Origin of the sequence: Streptococcus sp. HMSC10A01 (assembly GCF_001807785.1) — a bacterium.
In the GTDB taxonomy this organism is placed as follows: Bacteria; Bacillota; Bacilli; order Lactobacillales; family Streptococcaceae; genus Streptococcus; species Streptococcus gordonii.
Map to the genome: position 1 here is coordinate 33411 of NZ_KV790961.1, position 16653 is coordinate 50063.

13 protein-coding genes and 1 pseudogene are annotated in these 16653 nt (G+C 38.9%); 7 read left to right on the plus strand and 7 right to left on the minus strand.

The features are described from left to right. The first annotated feature begins 297 nt into the window (after positions 1 to 297). Both HMPREF3108_RS00190 and HMPREF3108_RS00195 read left to right on the plus strand, forming a co-directional pair. Positions 298 to 1440 (plus strand): annotated as a pseudogene (locus HMPREF3108_RS00190) (5-methyltetrahydropteroyltriglutamate--homocysteine S-methyltransferase). A 17-nt stretch (positions 1441 to 1457) separates the two neighbouring features. After that, entirely contained in the window at positions 1458 to 2189 is a 732-nt protein-coding gene (locus HMPREF3108_RS00195) for a cyclase family protein (RefSeq protein WP_061595848.1), read from the plus strand. A gap of 323 nt (positions 2190 to 2512) precedes the next feature. Here the strand turns inward: HMPREF3108_RS00195 and gorA are convergent, their stop codons facing one another. Further along, the gene (gorA, locus tag HMPREF3108_RS00200; RefSeq protein ID WP_070492839.1) at positions 2513 to 3862 is read right to left on the minus strand and encodes a glutathione-disulfide reductase; all 1350 of its coding nucleotides are present in this window, start codon (positions 3860 to 3862) and stop codon (positions 2513 to 2515) included. Positions 3863 to 4064: 202 nt separating this feature from the next. Between gorA and HMPREF3108_RS00205 the strand changes: the two genes are divergently transcribed. The 3 genes from HMPREF3108_RS00205 to HMPREF3108_RS00215 are packed head-to-tail and all read left to right on the plus strand — an operon-like array spanning position 4065 to position 7203. Next, a complete protein-coding gene (locus HMPREF3108_RS00205; protein ID WP_070492841.1) occupies positions 4065 to 5249 on the plus strand; it encodes an efflux RND transporter periplasmic adaptor subunit in 1185 nt (394 codons plus the stop codon). Then, positions 5233 to 5928, plus strand: a complete 696-nt coding sequence (locus HMPREF3108_RS00210) for an ABC transporter ATP-binding protein (RefSeq protein WP_045773804.1) — start codon at positions 5233 to 5235, stop codon at positions 5926 to 5928. Before HMPREF3108_RS00205 ends, HMPREF3108_RS00210 begins: the two co-directional genes overlap by 17 nt. Continuing rightward, positions 5929 to 7203 (plus strand): ABC transporter permease, encoded by a 1275-nt coding sequence (locus HMPREF3108_RS00215; RefSeq protein WP_061601738.1) that lies wholly within the window; start codon positions 5929 to 5931, stop codon positions 7201 to 7203. A gap of 88 nt (positions 7204 to 7291) precedes the next feature. On the opposite strand, the gene lysS is transcribed toward HMPREF3108_RS00215, so the two are convergent. The 6 genes from lysS to HMPREF3108_RS00245 all read right to left on the minus strand — a co-directional run bounded on the left by lysS (position 7292) and on the right by HMPREF3108_RS00245 (position 12395). Beyond that, positions 7292 to 8782 carry a lysine--tRNA ligase gene (gene lysS / locus HMPREF3108_RS00220; protein ID WP_070492843.1) on the minus strand — a complete coding sequence of 497 codons (1491 nt, stop codon included), beginning with the start codon at positions 8780 to 8782 and terminating at the stop codon, positions 7292 to 7294. Between the two features lie 91 nt (positions 8783 to 8873). After that, positions 8874 to 9515 carry a histidine phosphatase family protein gene (locus HMPREF3108_RS00225; protein ID WP_012000218.1) on the minus strand — a complete coding sequence of 214 codons (642 nt, stop codon included), beginning with the start codon at positions 9513 to 9515 and terminating at the stop codon, positions 8874 to 8876. 29 nt (positions 9516 to 9544) lie between these two features. Next, a complete protein-coding gene (locus HMPREF3108_RS00230) occupies positions 9545 to 10021 on the minus strand; it encodes an aminoacyl-tRNA deacylase (protein ID WP_048778503.1) in 477 nt (158 codons plus the stop codon). After that, positions 10021 to 10863 carry a DUF368 domain-containing protein gene (locus tag HMPREF3108_RS00235; RefSeq protein WP_048778506.1) on the minus strand — a complete coding sequence of 281 codons (843 nt, stop codon included), beginning with the start codon at positions 10861 to 10863 and terminating at the stop codon, positions 10021 to 10023. Before HMPREF3108_RS00235 ends, HMPREF3108_RS00230 begins: the two co-directional genes overlap by 1 nt. A 140-nt stretch (positions 10864 to 11003) precedes the next feature. Continuing rightward, entirely contained in the window at positions 11004 to 11813 is an 810-nt protein-coding gene (locus HMPREF3108_RS00240) for a glycoside hydrolase family 25 protein (protein ID WP_048778509.1), read from the minus strand. Positions 11814 to 11918: 105 nt separating this feature from the next. Next, entirely contained in the window at positions 11919 to 12395 is a 477-nt protein-coding gene (locus tag HMPREF3108_RS00245) for a glutathione peroxidase (protein ID WP_061603691.1), read from the minus strand. Positions 12396 to 12531: 136 nt separating this feature from the next. Between HMPREF3108_RS00245 and ftsW the strand changes: the two genes are divergently transcribed. Both ftsW and ppc read left to right on the plus strand, forming a co-directional pair. Further along, entirely contained in the window at positions 12532 to 13743 is a 1212-nt protein-coding gene (gene ftsW / locus HMPREF3108_RS00250; RefSeq protein ID WP_060554005.1) for a cell division peptidoglycan polymerase FtsW, read from the plus strand. 51 nt (positions 13744 to 13794) lie between these two features. Further along, positions 13795 to 16641, plus strand: a complete 2847-nt coding sequence (gene ppc, locus HMPREF3108_RS00255; RefSeq protein WP_048778511.1) for a phosphoenolpyruvate carboxylase — start codon at positions 13795 to 13797, stop codon at positions 16639 to 16641. The last annotated feature ends 12 nt before the right edge of the window (positions 16642 to 16653 follow it).

Consider the following 16653-nt stretch of genomic DNA (forward strand, 5'->3'; position numbering starts at 1 on the left):
TTAAACCAAAGATGTTAAAGAAGATAATACCAAATGTTGTAAGAATTTTATTTGTTTTACTCATCAAACTCTCCTCATATATACGTGTTTCTCTAGCATAGCAAATTAATATCCAAAAGAAAAGTAGGAATTGGAAGAACTGATATAGTTATAAACTATATAATAATCAATAAAATAAGATTAGCTCAAAACCCTTTAAAAACTTGAGATAAGGTTGTCGTGTTGATATAATGAACCATAACCAAATTTCCATTTGATTTTTATAACATTTCTTTACACTAGAAAAGGAGAGTTGAGATGACAGTTAATCATGGACCATTTCGAGTTGATCACGTTGGCTCTTTCCTTCGCCCTAAGGAATTGGTAGAAGCTCGTGAAGCCTTTGCGGGGGGGACTATTAGCAAAGAAGAGTTAACTGCAGTGGAAGACCAAGCTATTCGAGCTTTAGTTTCTAAAGAAATTAAAGCTGGATTGAAGAATGTAACAGACGGAGAATTTCGTCGGGCTTATTGGCATTTGGACTTTTTCTGGGGCTTTCAAGGAATTGAGCATGTTCAAGCTGCAGAAGGCTATCATTTTCATGGGGAAACAACCAAGGCAGATTCGGCCCTCATCGCTGGTAAGATTACCGGTTTTCACCATCCCTTTGTGGAACATTTTAAGTTTCTAAGAGATTTAGTGGCTGATCAAGATGGAGTTGAAGCAAAGTATACCATTCCAGCCCCTGCCCAATTTTATTTTGAATTAATCCGGGATGCCGAGCATGTGGAGAAGCTCAATCAAGTTTATCCTGACTTCAATCAATTGAGAGAAGATATAAAAAAAGCATATTTACAAGTTGTTGAAGATTTATATGACGCTGGCCTCAGAACGCTACAAGTGGATGATTGTACTTGAGGTGTCTTGGTAGATGATAATTTCTTGACAGCCTGGGGTGCTCTTCAAGGTAAGACCAAAGACCAAGTTCGTGCTGAATTAGCGGAGCTCTTCTTAAGTTTCAATAATGATCTTTATCAAAATGTCCCTGCTGGTTTGACTGTTAATACCCATGTCTGCCGTGGTAACTACCATTCTACCTGGGCTTCTTCAGGTGGATACGGTCCAATTGCTGAAGAATTATTTGAAAAAGAAAAGGTGAATGCTTATTTCCTTGAATTTGATACTGAGCGAGCCGGTGGTTTCGAACCCTTGGCTAAAGTAACACCAGGGAAAAAAGTAGTCTTGGGCCTCTTGACGTCAAAAAGTGGTGACTTAGAGAAAAAAGAAGAAGTTATTGCTCGGATTAAGGAAGCTAGTCAGTATGTACCGCTAGAAAATCTTTACCTTTCAACCCAGTGTGGCTTTGCTTCTACGGAAGAAGGAAACATCCTAACAGAAGAGAGTCAATGGGAAAAAATTACTTTGATTTCAGATATTGTAAAAGAAGTCTGGGGAGAATAGAATCGGAGGAAAAAAATATGGCAGATTTGCTTGAAATATACCAAGAATTAAAAAATAAAAAATGGGTTAATCTTTCTCATCAAATTAAGGAAGATAGTCCGCACTTTCCGGCTTTACCAGCCTTAGAGAAGAAAGATATTTTTACTCTAAAAGATGGTTTCCATGTGCAGCAGTTTTCGGTAGTTGGTCAGTATGGTACTCATATTGATGCTCCTATTCATTTTGTAGAAGGTGGCCGTTGGTTGGAAGAAATAGACTTAAAAGATCTCCTTCTTCCTTTGTTTGTCATTGATAAATCAAAAGAAGTAGAGGAGAATCCAGACTTCATTTTGACCAAACAAGATATTTTGGACTTTGAAGCTGAGCATGGGAAGATTCCTGAAGGAAGTTTCGTAGCTTTTCGGTCAGACTGGTCCAAGCGTTGGCCTAGTCAAGACGCTATGAGAAATTTAGATGATCAAGGAATCCAGCATACACCTGGCTGGGGACGAGATGCTTTGGAATTTCTGATTCATGAGCGAGGTGTAGCTGCAGTAGGTCATGAAACTTTTGATACTGATGCAGGTCTTCCTACAGCTGAGCATGGCTTGGTTAATGAATATTATCTCTTGGCTGAGGACATTTACCAAGTAGAGGTATTGTCTAACTTGGACCAATTACCTGCTAAGGGAGCTCTAATTTCTATCAGTTTCCCTAACTGGCATCAAGCTAGTGGTTCGCCAGTACGAGCTTTAGCCATTTTACCATAAGAAAAATGAGTCTGAAGTTTTACTTCAGACTCTCTTTTTTACAAAACTTTAGAAATTTTTGAGATTTTCTTGATGAAATCTTGATAAAGAGGCTGTAAAATAAAGATTGTAGGATTAACAAGTTAATACGAGTCAAATCTTTCTTTTAGAAACTAAAAATGATGCATGGGAAGGTAAAAATTTTTGAAGAATCCTTATAGAATCTTACAAAAATGTAAGAATCAAAAGAAAAATGAAAGATTAGATTATGGAATACTTATAAGCTTTATAATAAAATAAGGACATAAGCCAAAAAAGGCTTGTAAAACAAACCTTTTCTCTTCTTATCTCATAGTAACGAACTCTTCTGATCCCGTTGGGTGAATGGCCACTGTAGCATCAAAATCAGCCTTGGTTGCGCCCATTTTGATTGCAACGGCGAAGCCTTGAATCATCTCGTCTACCCCATATCCGATACCATGCAGACCAACGACCTTTTCATTCTCACCAGCCGTGATGAGCTTGAACTTGGCCTGTTGGCGATGCTGAGTTACTGCCGAATACATGGAAGCAAAGCTAGATGTATAGAGGTGAATATTATCAGCTCCATAAGTTTTTTTGGCCTCTTCCTCGGTTAGCCCAACAGTTCCAATAGCAGGGTGGGAGAAGACGACGGTAGGAATAGTTGAATAGTCCATCTTTGCGTCTGTTTTGCCGTTGAAAAGTCGCTCGGCTAATGTACGACCAGCCTTGATGGCAACAGGGGTTAGTTCTTTCTCGCCTGTTACGTCACCTAGGGCATAGATACCTGAAACTACAGTGTTTTGGTATTCATCTACAGCGATGAAACCTCGTTCGTTGAGAGTGACACCAGCAGCTTCTAGATTGAGGCCTTGAACATTAGGTTTTCGGCCGATGGCCCAGATGACATGCTGAGCTATGTGGCTACTACCATCTTCAAAATGAAGTTGCAGTTGATTGTCATCTAGTTTCTCAAGTTTTGTAGGTACTTTGTGAGTATGTAGGGCAAGACCTGTCTTATCCATTTCTTCAAGTAAACCATCTACGATATAAGAATCAAAGTTCCGTAAGGGACGATCACGTCGGACAAAAAGGTCTGTTTTGACTCCAAGAGTATGGAGGACTCCTGCCAATTCAACTGCGATATAGCCAGCTCCAACGATGGCTACAGATTCGGGTAATTCTTCCCAAGCGAAGACATCATCAGATGTTTCACCTAATTCAGAGCCTGGAATAGAAGGGATAGCAGCATGAGCACCCGTTGCAATGACAATGTGTTTAGCTCGGATTAGCTCACCATTAACCTCGACAGTGTTAGCATCAACAAAGCGACCGCGTCCTTCAATCAATTCAACTCCATTGCGTTTAAAACTTCCGTCGTAAGAAGATCGAGCACGATCAATATAGGCTTCGCGGTTTTTACGCAAAGTGGCAAAGTCAAAGCTTTGTTTTTCTGAAGTAAAACCATAGTCAGGACCGTAGTATTGGATGGCCTCAGCAATTTGAGCACCATACCACATGATCTTTTTAGGAACACAGCCAACATTGACACAGGTGCCACCTAACTTCTTTTCCTCAATGACAGCGACCTTAGCACCATGTTCGCCAGCTCTATTCATGGTAGCGATACCTCCGCTACCACCTCCGATAGCAATCATATCAAATTCTTTCATAATGTTTATTCTCCTTCTTTCAATATGAGGTAATTGTACCCTTTTTAAGAAATGAATGCAAAAATCTGCTACGAGAAAAACTGACATTTGAGAAAGATATAATGTCATTTGAAAATTGCTAAGTTCAAAACAATAGTTCCAGGTTATAATGTATGTTATAATGAAAAAAATTAATTAGATTTCATTTTTAAAGGAGATTCCAATGAAAAAATTGAAAAAGTGGCAGTTGACTGCTCTGATTGCTGTTCCTCTTGTCATTGTAGTAGTTGTTCTTGCTATGCTGTTTTTGAATCAGAAAAGTGGCAGCCAAGAAGCTTTAGATTCGAAACCTCTGGTTCAAAAGGCAAAAGAAGGATCAGTAGCATCTTCTGTACTTTTGTCAGGACAAGTATCTGCTAATAATGAGCAGTATATTTATTATGATTCGACAAAGGGAGATCTAGAAGGCGTCCTCGTTAATGTGGGTGATCAAGTTACAGTCGGACAAGCTTTGGTCCAATATCGAAACACTGAGGCGCAATCTAACTATGATTCTGCTGTTCGAGCTCTCAATAAAATTGACCGTCAAATTTATGAACTGCAAAATAATGGGACAGCTCCTACCCCAAGCCCAACAGCAGAAGGAGAAGAATCTGGCGAAAGCACTGCACCAGCGGTTAATACACAACAATCCTTGGATTCTCAATTAAAAGATTTGCAAGACAACCGAGCTGATGCTGCAGATAAAGTCAATAGTTCCAAACTTTTACTTGATGCTACAACTGTATTAAGTACTGTTGAAGGAACAGTAGTTGAAGTTAATCGTGATGTTTCAAAATCAACAACAGGATCTAATCAAACATTGGTCCATATTGTTAATAATGGTAATCTCCAAGTCAAGGGTGAATTGTCAGAGTACAATTTAGCTAATCTGTCAGTGGGCCAAGAAGTCAGCATTACTTCAAAAGTTTATCCAGATAAGACTTGGACTGGTAAAATCAGCTATATCTCTAACTATCCAAAAGATGCTCAGCAAGCAAGCTCAAGTGCGTCAGCTGCTGGAGGATCAGGTGGAGGATCAGGCGCTAAATATCCCTTTACCATTGATTTCACTAGCGAAATAGGTGATTTAAAGCAAGGATTCTCTGTAAATATCGAAGTGAAGAATAACAGCAAGGCCATTCTTATTCCGGTAAGCAGTGTTGTTACTGATGAAGATGGAAAAAATTACATTTGGAAACTAGATGATAAGGGTATAGCTAAAAAAGTTGAAGTCACACTTGGAAATGCTGATGCTGAAAATCAAGAAGTAACATTTGGCTTATCAAAAGATGATAAAGTGATTATAAATCCAACTGCTGATTTAAAAGATGGGCAGGAGGTAAAATCTTATGAAGAAATTAATTGATTTAAGTGGCATCAATAAGAGCTATCGCAACGGAGATCAAGAACTGCAGGTTTTAAAAAACATCAATCTTCAAGTTGAAGAAGGCGAGTTTTTAGCCATTATGGGACCATCTGGATCTGGTAAATCAACCTTGATGAATATTATTGGTATGTTGGATCGTCCTTCTAGTGGAACCTATCATTTAGATGGGAAAGAAGTGGCTCGTTTGGGTGAAAAGAAATCAGCTAAAGTCCGTAATCAGGAAATTGGCTTTGTCTTTCAGCAGTTTTTCCTCTTGTCCAAGTTAAATGCTCTTCAAAATGTTGAATTACCTTTGATTTATGCAGGAGTTTCTCAGTCTAAACGTAAGGCTTTAGCAGAACAATACTTGGAAAAAGTTGAGTTAGAAACGCGGATGCATCACTTACCATCAGAATTATCAGGGGGGCAAAAGCAGCGTGTTGCGATCGCTCGTGCCCTAGTAAATCGTCCCTCTATTATTTTGGCGGATGAGCCAACAGGGGCCCTGGATACAAAAACAGGTGAGCAGATTATGGAATTGCTGACTGAATTAAATAAAGAAGGCAAAACCATCATTATGGTTACCCATGAACCAGAAATTGCAGCCTATGCTAAACGACAAATTGTCATTCGAGATGGCGTAATTTACTCTGATTCAGCACAGAAAGGAGAAGCATAGATGCAAAACTGGAGATTTGCTATTGGCTCTATTATGGGTCACAAAATGCGCTCCTTTCTAACAATGATTGGAATTATCATCGGGGTCGCTTCGGTTGTAGTTATCATGGCTTTAGGAAATGGGATGCAACAGGGAGTTACCAAAAGTTTCACGAAGGATCAACAATATGTCGCTCTGAATTATTCACCAACAAAGAGTAATTATGTTATGGGGATGAATCTTATGGAAGGCCCTGCAGGAAATGAGGGAGGTGGCCAGGAAGTTGATAACGAAGAAAATGAAGCTCCACCAGTTATTCAAGATGCTTGGGCTAAAGAGCTATTGAAAATTGACGGAGTGAAAGGTTACTATACAACCAATGGTGGACCATCTGCAACATTCTCTTATCAAAATAAGAAAGCAGATGGAGTATTTATCACTGGTGTTAGCCAATCTTTCTTTCAAATTAGAAAATATGAGATCTTGGCAGGTCGTACCCTCCTTCCTGTGGATTACCAGCGCTTTTCTAATGTGATGATGATTGATGAAACAGTTGCAACCTCACTTTTTGGAAGTAGCGCAGAAGCCTTAAACAAAATCGTATCAGTAGGAGATAGCAACTATCGGGTTATTGGAGTCTTTAAAGATCCCAATGCTGGTCAAAGTATGAGTATGAGTTCAGGAAGTGCTCTAATGGCTAATACCCAAGTAGCATCTGAGTTTCATTCAGAAGAAATCTCAACTGTTTACGTCTATGTTCCAGAAGTCAGCCGTGTCAACGAAGTTGGGATAGAAGCAGCTAAAAAATTGACCCAGCTTTCAGGAGCACGCCAGGGTGAATATCAAATCTTGAATATGGAGAGTATGCTGGAACAGTACAAGCAGATTACAGGTACCATGACAGGAGTTATTGGCGCGATAGCAGGAATCTCACTCTTTGTCGGTGGTATCGGGGTTATGAATATCATGCTGGTGTCAGTTACCGAGCGGACTCGTGAAATCGGTCTGAGGAAAGCTTTAGGAGCTACAAGAGGAAACATCTTAACCCAATTCTTGATTGAATCCATGGTTCTTACCCTAATTGGAGGAATGTTGGGCTTAGGACTGGCTTATGGTATTAACGCGTTAATTGCTGCAGTCGTACCAGAAGATGTCTTTGGTGGACCTCCAATCGTATCTACTACCGCTGCAGTAGGAAGCCTTGTCTTCTCAGCAATGGTAGGTGTTGTTTTTGGAATTCTACCTGCGAATAAAGCTTCTAAATTGGATCCAATTGAAGCACTGAGGTATGAATAATGAAATAAGAAAAAGAGTTTAGGAACCTAAACTCTTTTTTTGGTTATAAAAAACACCGCTGGAGTACAGCAGTGTTTGAATGTGAAAATTATTTCATTGTCGGGAAGAGCAAGACGTCGCGAATAGTAGTCACGTCAGTCAGCAACATAACTAGACGGTCGATCCCAATACCCAGACCTCCAGTTGGTGGCATACCATATTCTAGAGCTTCGACATAGTCATAGTCAATGCCAGTTGCTTCATCATCACCAAGCTCTTTGGCTTTAGCTTGCGCTTCAAAACGAGAGAGTTGATCGATTGGATCGTTCAATTCGGTGAAGGCGTTGGCATATTCTTTGGTCATGATGAAGAGTTCGAAACGGTCAGTGAAGCGTGGATCTTCTGGATTTTTCTTGGCCAGAGGAGATACTGCAACAGGATGACCATAGACAAAGGTTGGTTGAGTTAAGGTTTCTTCAACAAATTCTTCAAAGAAAGCGTTAATAACATGGCCGACCTCTGTGAAGTGCTTTTCGAGAGGAACATTCTTTTCTTTGGCCAAGGCAGCGGCTTCTTCAAAGCTCATATCTCGCCAGAAATCTACGCCAGTAATTTCCTTGATGGCATCTACCATATGAACGCGTTTAAATGGTTCATTGATCTTGATTTCAGTTCCCTGATAGTTTATAGGTCCATCTCCACATACAGAGATAGCTGCATGTTGAATAATGCCTTCTGTCAAGTCCATAATATCTTGGAAGTCTGCATAAGCTTGGTAAACTTCAATAGATGTAAACTCTGGATTATGAGTAGCGTCCATTCCTTCGTTACGGAAGATACGTCCGATTTCATAGACCCGTTCCATACCACCTACGATGAGGCGCTTAAGGTGCAATTCAGTTGCAATTCGAAGCACCATATCAATATTTTGGGCATTGTGATGAGTAATGAAAGGACGGGCAGCAGCACCGCCTGCTTCATTGTGGAGAACAGGAGTTTCAACTTCAAGGAAGCCTTGACCATCTAAGTAACGGCGGATTTCAGAAATGATTTTTGAGCGAGTAACAAATCGATTGAAGCTCTCACGGTTAGAAATCAAATCCAAATAGCGTTTGCGGTAGATAGTCTCCACATCTGTCAGTCCATGGAATTTTTCAGGAAGAGGACGAAGTGCTTTAGAGAGGTGGGTAATATGGGTAGCTTTAATAGATAATTCTCCCATATCAGTACGCATCACTTCACCTTCAACTCCAAGGAAGTCTCCTAAGTCAGCTTTTTTAAAGATTTCATAGTTTTCTTCACCGACTTCATCTTTGCGGACGTAAATTTGAATTTGGCCCTCGCGGTCTTGGATGTGAGCAAATCCAACTTTTCCTTTACCACGTTTAGTCATGAGACGTCCAGCAATAGTAGCTGTATCAGCTAAGTCGTGCAACTCTTCTTTACTTTTATCTGCGTATTTTTCTTTTAATTGTCCAGAGTTTGCAGTGCGCTCAAAACGTTTTCCGAAAGGATCAATTCCTTGCTCAGCCAGCGCAGCCATTTTTTCACGGCGAATAATTTGCTGGTCATTTAATTCTTCAAAATGTTCAGTAGTCATGTTTTCCTCCAAAAGTATTCCAATTTATTTTATCACAAAATTTATGGAAATTCACCTATATTTAGCTTTTAAGAAAGAAAAAACTGCGAATTTAAAGATTCACAGTATCAAGATTTTCAAGATGGTCAGTATTGTTCCAGTCTAGTAGAGAAAACTTCTCAAAATCAGTTGTTTCGAGGATGGTGACACTTCCATTACTGAGGCCACCATTTTTTCGTATGCTGCCAACATCGTAGCCAAGAAGAGTCCGAATTGAAGCCGTAAGATTAGCTCCATGTCCAACAAATAAGAGATTCTCCGCCTCTAAATCTTTTAGAGACTTGATAAAATGGATAACCCGATGGGTCGTTTGGTAAACTGATTCAGCATCAAATAAACTATGGTCAAACTGAGCAAGATTATGACGAAAGGCATGCATTTGGTGGGGATATACGGCAGCAACAGTTGCCCATTTTGCCCCCTCTAATTTACCTAATTTCCATTCTCTTAATTCCTCTTTAAGAATAATTTCTTGCGGAAACTGGTTTTCTGAATTTATAATTTCAGCTGTTTTTACAGCTCTGCTTAAATCACTAGAGAATATCTTATCAAAACGAGTTTTAGCAAGGTGATTCCCTAGAACATGTAATTCTTCAATAGCAGTAGGTAAGAGAGGTGAATCGCCTCCAGCACCCTGAAAGCGACCTTCCAAATTCCACTCAGTCTTTCCATGACGGATAAAGTATAGTTTCATAGTTTTCTCTTTCAAATAAAATGCCTGATTTAGTCTTCTTTTATATCTGCAAAATCTGCTTTGACAAAATCCGCCAAGTCCTGGGCCTTGATTAGAACGCTACGTCCAACTTCTCCAGCGGATACGATAATGGCTTCTCGTTCTAGAGCAACCTGGTCGATGAAGATAGGGTAGGAGTGCTTTTGGCGGATACCAACTGGATTGTTGGCACCGTGAACATAACCAGTTGTTTTTTCGAGTTCCTTTTGAGGAATCATAGCAACCTTTTTATTTCCAGAAATCTTGGCTAATTTTTTCTCAGATAAATGCTCAGTAATGGGGAGAATACCAATTACAGGCCCGGTTTTATCCCCTGTCAGTGCAAGGGTTTTATAGATCTGAGACCGGTCATCTATGTCGCCAGTTTCATTTTCGAGGGCATTAATTTGCAATCCTTGGTGGGGAATATCCGCCTTAGTTAAGATTTGTTCGACTAGTGTTTTTTTTAATTTTGTTTTTTTTGCCATTATTTATACTTCTCTTCTAACTGACTCATCCAAATTCCCAGCCAAATACCTAAGCCAAAGAAGAAGGCTGTTATGACAAAGGTGATAATAGAAGTTCCTGCATAAGTAATGCTTTCACTATTACCAGCATTTGGAATGACAATAAGCAAGGTGCTAGAAAGCACAACACCTATAATGAAATGATAGACTCGCGAGTGAAAATTTTTGAGTGCATAGTCCATTGTTTTTGAAAAAGCTATGAGAGCTAAGGCTCCTCCGATTGCAATTGGTAAAAATGTTCCAAAAAGATCTAAGGACTTAAAACCAGTCAACATTGGAGTGTATAAGCCTAATATCAAAAGTAGATTAGAGGGACTAAGACCAGGAACTAATATTCCTAAGGCAATTAAGGCTCCTGCAAGTATAAAGGTCAAGAAGTTTGCTGGAAGTGTTCCTACCAAGCTATTGAGGAAATATAGGAGTAAACCTGACAGGATAAATGTCAGCCAAAAAATAGCTATATCTATTCGATCACGGTCTGACTCGCGAACAGACTCCTTGATTAAACTAGGAATCGTCCCAATAATAGCTCCAGCAAATCCCCAAAGAACAATAATCTTATAGTGGGCTAGTAAATATTCAACCGGAAGAGAAAAGAGGGCAATTCCAAGAATCATACCTATACCAACCGGAAAGAAAAAGAGGACATTCTCTTTGAAGTTATCTTTGATATGAGCTAGAAAGGATATCATACGCTCATAAATTCCCAAGATGGCAGCTAAGACTCCGCCAGAAACACCAGGCAAGATAAAACCTAGTGCGATAATCACTCCTTTAATCATTCTTGTAATCCAAGAAAACATCAAAATCTCCTTAACATGTTCAATGTAGTTTATTATAACATATTTTACTTTTAGTTAGTGAAAATTTAAGTAAAGTCCTAAAATGGGCAGAACTTGCTTAAAGTGAAAAGAAAAAATCAAGTAAAATACTTGATTTTAAATCATTGTTTGCCAAATAATTTGGCATGTGTTTCCTCTCGGTTCTTTAAAGTTGAAATCTGGTTTAAGTCTAATGGATGAGAGAAACCATTTAAAGTTCCTTGGGAAGTATATTGGTGCAAGTCATAATCAATGTCAGTCTTGGGAGCGGCATTGTAATAACCATTATCAGTTCCATAAGTTGGAATCCAAAGAGCTGTAAATTTCTCAGTATTTATGCTGTGTTCTTCCATGAAGTAAGTGCCTACATAAATCCCGATATTCTTTACGCCTAAAGACTCTAATTTAGCACGGAAGGCTTCGACTCCTCCGTTCATATCAGACATAGTTTTTTCTTCAACATCTAGCCAGTAATAGGTCGGCTTGTATTTTGATGCAGCCTTGTAAAAACTTTCTGCCTCTTTTTCCATTTCCTTAGTTGAAGAAGCAGATACATAAGCATAGACTGCTACAGGGATGTTACGTTTTTGAAATTCCTTGATATGGGTTTTATATGCTTTATCCAGCCCGTTAGCATAGGTAGCAGCATTCTCCTTTTTGGTATAGGAACCGCTTTGGATACGCACAATGACTCCTGAAACATTTTTTGCCAATTGATCATAATCAATCTCGCTCGGAAGTTGCCAACCAGACAAATCGATGATTGGTTTAGAAAGATCTATTTTTTCCGAAGAGCTTGAAGAAGATGATTGGACAGTTTTTGTTTGTTCTCGTTGACCTTTCGCATTCGATAATTGCCTGCTAACCAATATTGTTAGAATAAAGCAGACAAAGAAAACGAGTACAACGATTGGTTTTATCTTCTTTCTCATACTTTTTTTATTTTAACCTAAAATAAATAAAAAAGCAAAAAAAATCATTTATAATAGAACTTTTTGAACACCTAGCGCTTAAGTTTTTCCTTGTTTGAGATTTATTCATTTTAAAAGTTTTTGAATGTCATTTTCAATATCTTGAGGAGATGTTTGAGGAGAGTAGCGATTTATCACATGTCCTTCTTTATCTAAAAGAAATTTGGTGAAGTTCCACTTAATATCTTTAGAAAGAAATCCACCTTTTTCTTTTTTAAGCCAAGTATATAGTGGGGCAGCTTCTTTCCCATTTACGTTAATCTTTTGAAAACGGGGAAAGGTGGTCTGATAGTTTAGTCTACAGAAATTATTGATTTCTTCTGCGTTTCCTGGAGCTTGGTTTTTAAACTGATTGCAGGGAAAATCTAATATTTCAAATCCTTCACCATGATAGCGAAGATATAATTCCTGCAGTCCTTTATACTGTGGAGTAAATCCGCAGCCAGTTGCTGTATTTACAATGAGTAAGACTTTCCCATTAAAACTGTCCAGTGAAAGCTGACTGCCATCTTGTTTTTCGACAGAAAATTGGTAAACATTCATAGTTTTAGACCTCCAATCAGTTGTTTTCTTACATTTTATCATAAGATTTTGCTACATTGCGAAAAGGATATGGCTTTTTTTTCGTTTTGAAAAATGATATAATGTACAATGAAATTTTAGAAAATTTAGGTGAAGTATGAAGATTGACAAACGACACCTATTAAACTACTCTATCTTGATTCCCTATTTGATTTTATCAGTTTTAGGCTTGATTATTGTCTATTCAACAACCAGTGCGACCTTGGTTCAGTCAGGTGCTAATTCTTTTAAATCAGTTATGAATCAAGGCATATTTTGGATTGTGAGTTTAATAGCAATTGTCTTTATCTACAAGGTAAAGATCGATATTTTTAAGAAACAAGAGGTTTTGTTTGGCTTCATTTTAGTGGAAGTGATCCTGTTACTCTTATCGCGTTTTGTAACTCGTGCTGTAAACGGAGCTCATGGTTGGCTTTTTATTGGCGGTTTTAGTATTCAGCCAGCTGAGTATCTGAAAATTCTGCTTGTCTGGTTCTTAGCTCTGAGGTTTTCAAGAAAGCAGGAAGAGATTGAAATATATGATTATCAAGCATTAACTTTTAACCGTTGGTTGCCCAGAACTTTAAGCGATTGGCGGACTATCACAGGAATTTTGATAGGTATTGTTGTTATCATGCCGGACTTGGGGAATGCAACTATTTTAGCTCTGACAGTCCTGATAATGGTTTCTGTAAGTGGTATTGGACATCGATGGTTCTCGGCTATTCTGGGAATACTAGTAGGAACTTCAACCTTGATCTTATCCAGTATTTGGCTGATTGGTGTGGAAAAGGTCTCCAAAGTTCCCTTATTTGGATATGTTGCTAAGAGATTTAGTGCTTTCTTTAATCCCTTTACTGATGTGTCTGGAGCAGGACATCAGCTTGCGAATTCATACTATGCGATTGTTAATGGAGGCTGGTTCGGGTTAGGATTGGGAAACTCCATTGAAAAGCGAGGATACCTGCCGGAGGCTCAGACAGACTTTGTATTTTCAATTGTTATTGAGGAATTGGGCTTTATTGGTGCTAGCTTAATTTTGGCCCTACTGTTTTTCCTAATCTTGAGAATCATTTTGGTAGGTATTCGAGCTAGAGACCCTTTTAATTCAATGGTAGCTTTGGGAATTGGAGGCATGATGCTGACCCAAACCTTTATAAACATTGGAGGGATCTCTGGATTGATTCCTTCAACAGGGGTGACTTTTCCATTCCTATCTCAAGGTGGGAACAGTCTCTTAGTTCTGTCAGTTGGAATTGCCTTTGTACTCAATATTGATGCCAACGAAAAACGAAACAATATCAATCGTGTTTTAGAAGAAACTTTGTGAGACCAGCTGGTTGTTAGCTAGTCTTTGTCCTTAAATAGAAAGGTTCAGACCATGTCATTTAATAAGTTAGAAAGCTTTAGTAATAAAGAGGTTATTCGAGAAGAAGTTTCCATTTTGACGGACTTACTTACTGATGTTACGCGTAAAATTCTTAGTCCTGAGACATTCGAAAAGATTGCAATGATGGAGGACTTAGCTGTTCACTCCAAATACCAGGAACTAAAGGAAATCGTAGAAGAACTAACAACAGAAGAAATGGTCTATATTTCTCGTTATTTTTCTATTCTTCCACTCTTGATTAATATTTCTGAAGACGTTGATCTAGCCTATGAAATCAACCATCAGAACAATATTGACCAAGATTATCTTGGAAAGCTATCAACAACTATTGACTTGATTTCAACGCGGGAGAATGCAAAAGAAATTCTAGAAAATTTAAATGTTGTTCCGGTACTGACTGCTCACCCAACTCAAGTGCAAAGAAAGACAATGCTGGATCTGACAAATCATATTCACACCCTTTTGCGTCAGCATCGAGATGTTAAGGCTGGTCTGGTTAATGAGAAGAAGTGGCTAGGCAACCTTCGTCGTTACATCGAGCTCATGATGCAGACAGATATGATTCGGGATAAGAAGCTAAAAGTAACCAATGAAATTACCAATGTTATGGAATACTACAATAGCTCTTTTCTACAAGCCATTACCAATTTTATGGTCGAATACAGACGCTTGGCAGAAGAGCGGGGTATCAAGTTGGATAATCCTAAACCTATTACCATGGGAATGTGGATCGGTGGCGACCGGGATGGGAATCCTTTTGTAACGGCAGAAACCTTGAAACTATCAGCCACTCTCCAGAGTGAAGTCATTCTCAACTATTACATTGACAAGGTTTATACACTTTATCGTACTTTCTCTCTATCAACAAATCTCTCAGAAACTAGTCAGGCAGTAGCAGAAATGGCTGCTTTGTCAACTGATAAGTCTGTTTATCGTGAAAATGAACCTTACCGACGTGCTTTTCATTATATACAGTCTAAGCTGATTCAGACCTTGCTGTACCTAAAAGAAGGTAATTTTTCAAATGAAGGTCAGCGCTTTACTGATCGAGCTGAGAAAACATTGTCTACCAAAACAACTCCTTCTGTGAGTAATAAGGGGCGGGAAATTATTCCAAACTATATCCAGTCACGTATCAGTGAAACCTTAACTGAGTTGAAGAAAGAGGAAACACCTTCTTACAAAACTGCAAAAGAATTCAAGGAAGACTTACAAGTCATTTATGATTCTCTTATCGAACATCATGGTGAGGCTTTGGTGACAGGAGACCTGACTGAACTTTTACAAGCAGTAGATGTTTTTGGCTTCTTCTTAGCCAGCATTGATATGCGACAAGATTCCAGTGTTCATGAGGCTTGTGTGGCTGAACTCTTGGCTTCGGCAAACATTGTAAAAGATTACAGTAGCTTATCTGAAGAAGAGAAATGTCAGGTACTACTTAAGCAGCTGCTAGAAGATCCTCGTATCCTATCAGCTACCCATGAGCCTAAGTCTGAACTTCTGCAAAAAGAATTAGAAATTTTCAAGACTGCTCGACAGCTGAAAGATGCACTTGGTGAAGAAGTCATCAAGCAGAATATTATCTCTCACTCGACCAGTGTATCAGACTTACTGGAGTTGGCTATCATGCTGAAAGAAGTAGGACTGATTGATGAAAATGGGACTCGAGTACAGATTGTTCCTCTTTTTGAGACCATTGAAGATTTGGATAATTCATGCGAAACAATGGAGAAGTATCTATCTTTGCCTATTGCTCAGAAGTGGATTGCCTCTAAGAATAATTACCAAGAAATCATGCTGGGCTATTCAGACAGTAATAAAGATGGTGGTTACCTATCTTCTTGCTGGACTCTCTATAAGGCTCAGCAACAGCTGACTGCTATTGGTGATAAATTTGGTGTTAAAATTACCTTCTTCCATGGTCGTGGAGGTACAGTCGGACGTGGTGGCGGTCCAACCTATGAAGCTATTACTTCACAACCCTTAAGAAGTATCAATGACCGTATCCGTCTTACTGAACAGGGCGAAGTGATTGGAAACAAATATGGTAATAAAGATGCCGCCTACTATAACTTGGAGATGCTTGTTTCTGCAGCAATCAATCGAATGGTAACACATAAGAAAAGTGATACCCATACTTCCAATAAATATGAGAGGATTATGGATCAGGTTGTCGAGCGAAGCTATCAGATTTATCGTGATTTAGTTTTTGGCGACGAGCGCTTTTATGATTATTTCTTTGAATCTAGCCCAATCAAAGCAATTTCTAGCTTTAATATTGGCTCTCGTCCTGCTGCTCGTAAAACGATTACTGAAATCGGTGGTCTTCGAGCGATCCCATGGGTCTTCTCTTGGTCTCAAAGTCGAGTGATGTTCCCTGGTTGGTATGGTGTTGGCTCAAGTTTCAAAGAATTTATTGATCAAGATCCGGAAAATAATCTTGCTTTTCTACAACTTATGTACAAGAGATGGCCATTCTTCAAGTCTCTATTATCAAATGTTGACATGGTCCTGTCTAAGTCCAATATGAACATCGCTTTTGAATATGCTCAGTTATGCGAAGATCAAAATGTTCGAGATATTTTCAACATTATCTTAGACGAGTGGCAACTAACCAAGAATGTTATTCTTGAGATTGAAGGACACGATGAGCTCTTGGCTGAAAATACTTATTTAAGAGACAGCTTGGACTATCGTATGCCTTACTTTAATGTTTTGAACTATATTCAACTAGAGCTGATTAAACGTCAGCGTAATGGCCAACTTACACCTGATCAAGAAAAGCTGATTCATATCACTATCAATGGTATTGCAACAGGTCTACGAAATTCGGGCTAATACAAAGAAAAA

Bases quoted from the DNA above. Each gene is read 5' to 3' on its own strand.
- HMPREF3108_RS00195 (WP_061595848.1), top strand. From the start codon at position 1,458: ATGGCAGATTTGCTTGAAATATACCAAGAATTAAAAAATAAAAAATGG.
- gorA (WP_070492839.1), bottom strand. From the start codon at position 3,862: ATGAAAGAATTTGATATGATTGCTATCGGAGGTGGTAGCGGAGGTATC.
- HMPREF3108_RS00205 (WP_070492841.1), top strand. From the start codon at position 4,065: ATGAAAAAATTGAAAAAGTGGCAGTTGACTGCTCTGATTGCTGTTCCT.
- HMPREF3108_RS00210 (WP_045773804.1), top strand. From the start codon at position 5,233: ATGAAGAAATTAATTGATTTAAGTGGCATCAATAAGAGCTATCGCAAC.
- HMPREF3108_RS00215 (WP_061601738.1), top strand. From the start codon at position 5,929: ATGCAAAACTGGAGATTTGCTATTGGCTCTATTATGGGTCACAAAATG.
- lysS (WP_070492843.1), bottom strand. From the start codon at position 8,782: ATGACTACTGAACATTTTGAAGAATTAAATGACCAGCAAATTATTCGC.
- HMPREF3108_RS00225 (WP_012000218.1), bottom strand. From the start codon at position 9,515: ATGAAACTATACTTTATCCGTCATGGAAAGACTGAGTGGAATTTGGAA.
- HMPREF3108_RS00230 (WP_048778503.1), bottom strand. From the start codon at position 10,021: ATGGCAAAAAAAACAAAATTAAAAAAAACACTAGTCGAACAAATCTTA.
- HMPREF3108_RS00235 (WP_048778506.1), bottom strand. From the start codon at position 10,863: ATGTTTTCTTGGATTACAAGAATGATTAAAGGAGTGATTATCGCACTA.
- HMPREF3108_RS00240 (WP_048778509.1), bottom strand. From the start codon at position 11,813: ATGAGAAAGAAGATAAAACCAATCGTTGTACTCGTTTTCTTTGTCTGC.
- HMPREF3108_RS00245 (WP_061603691.1), bottom strand. From the start codon at position 12,395: ATGAATGTTTACCAATTTTCTGTCGAAAAACAAGATGGCAGTCAGCTT.
- ftsW (WP_060554005.1), top strand. From the start codon at position 12,532: ATGAAGATTGACAAACGACACCTATTAAACTACTCTATCTTGATTCCC.
- ppc (WP_048778511.1), top strand. From the start codon at position 13,795: ATGTCATTTAATAAGTTAGAAAGCTTTAGTAATAAAGAGGTTATTCGA.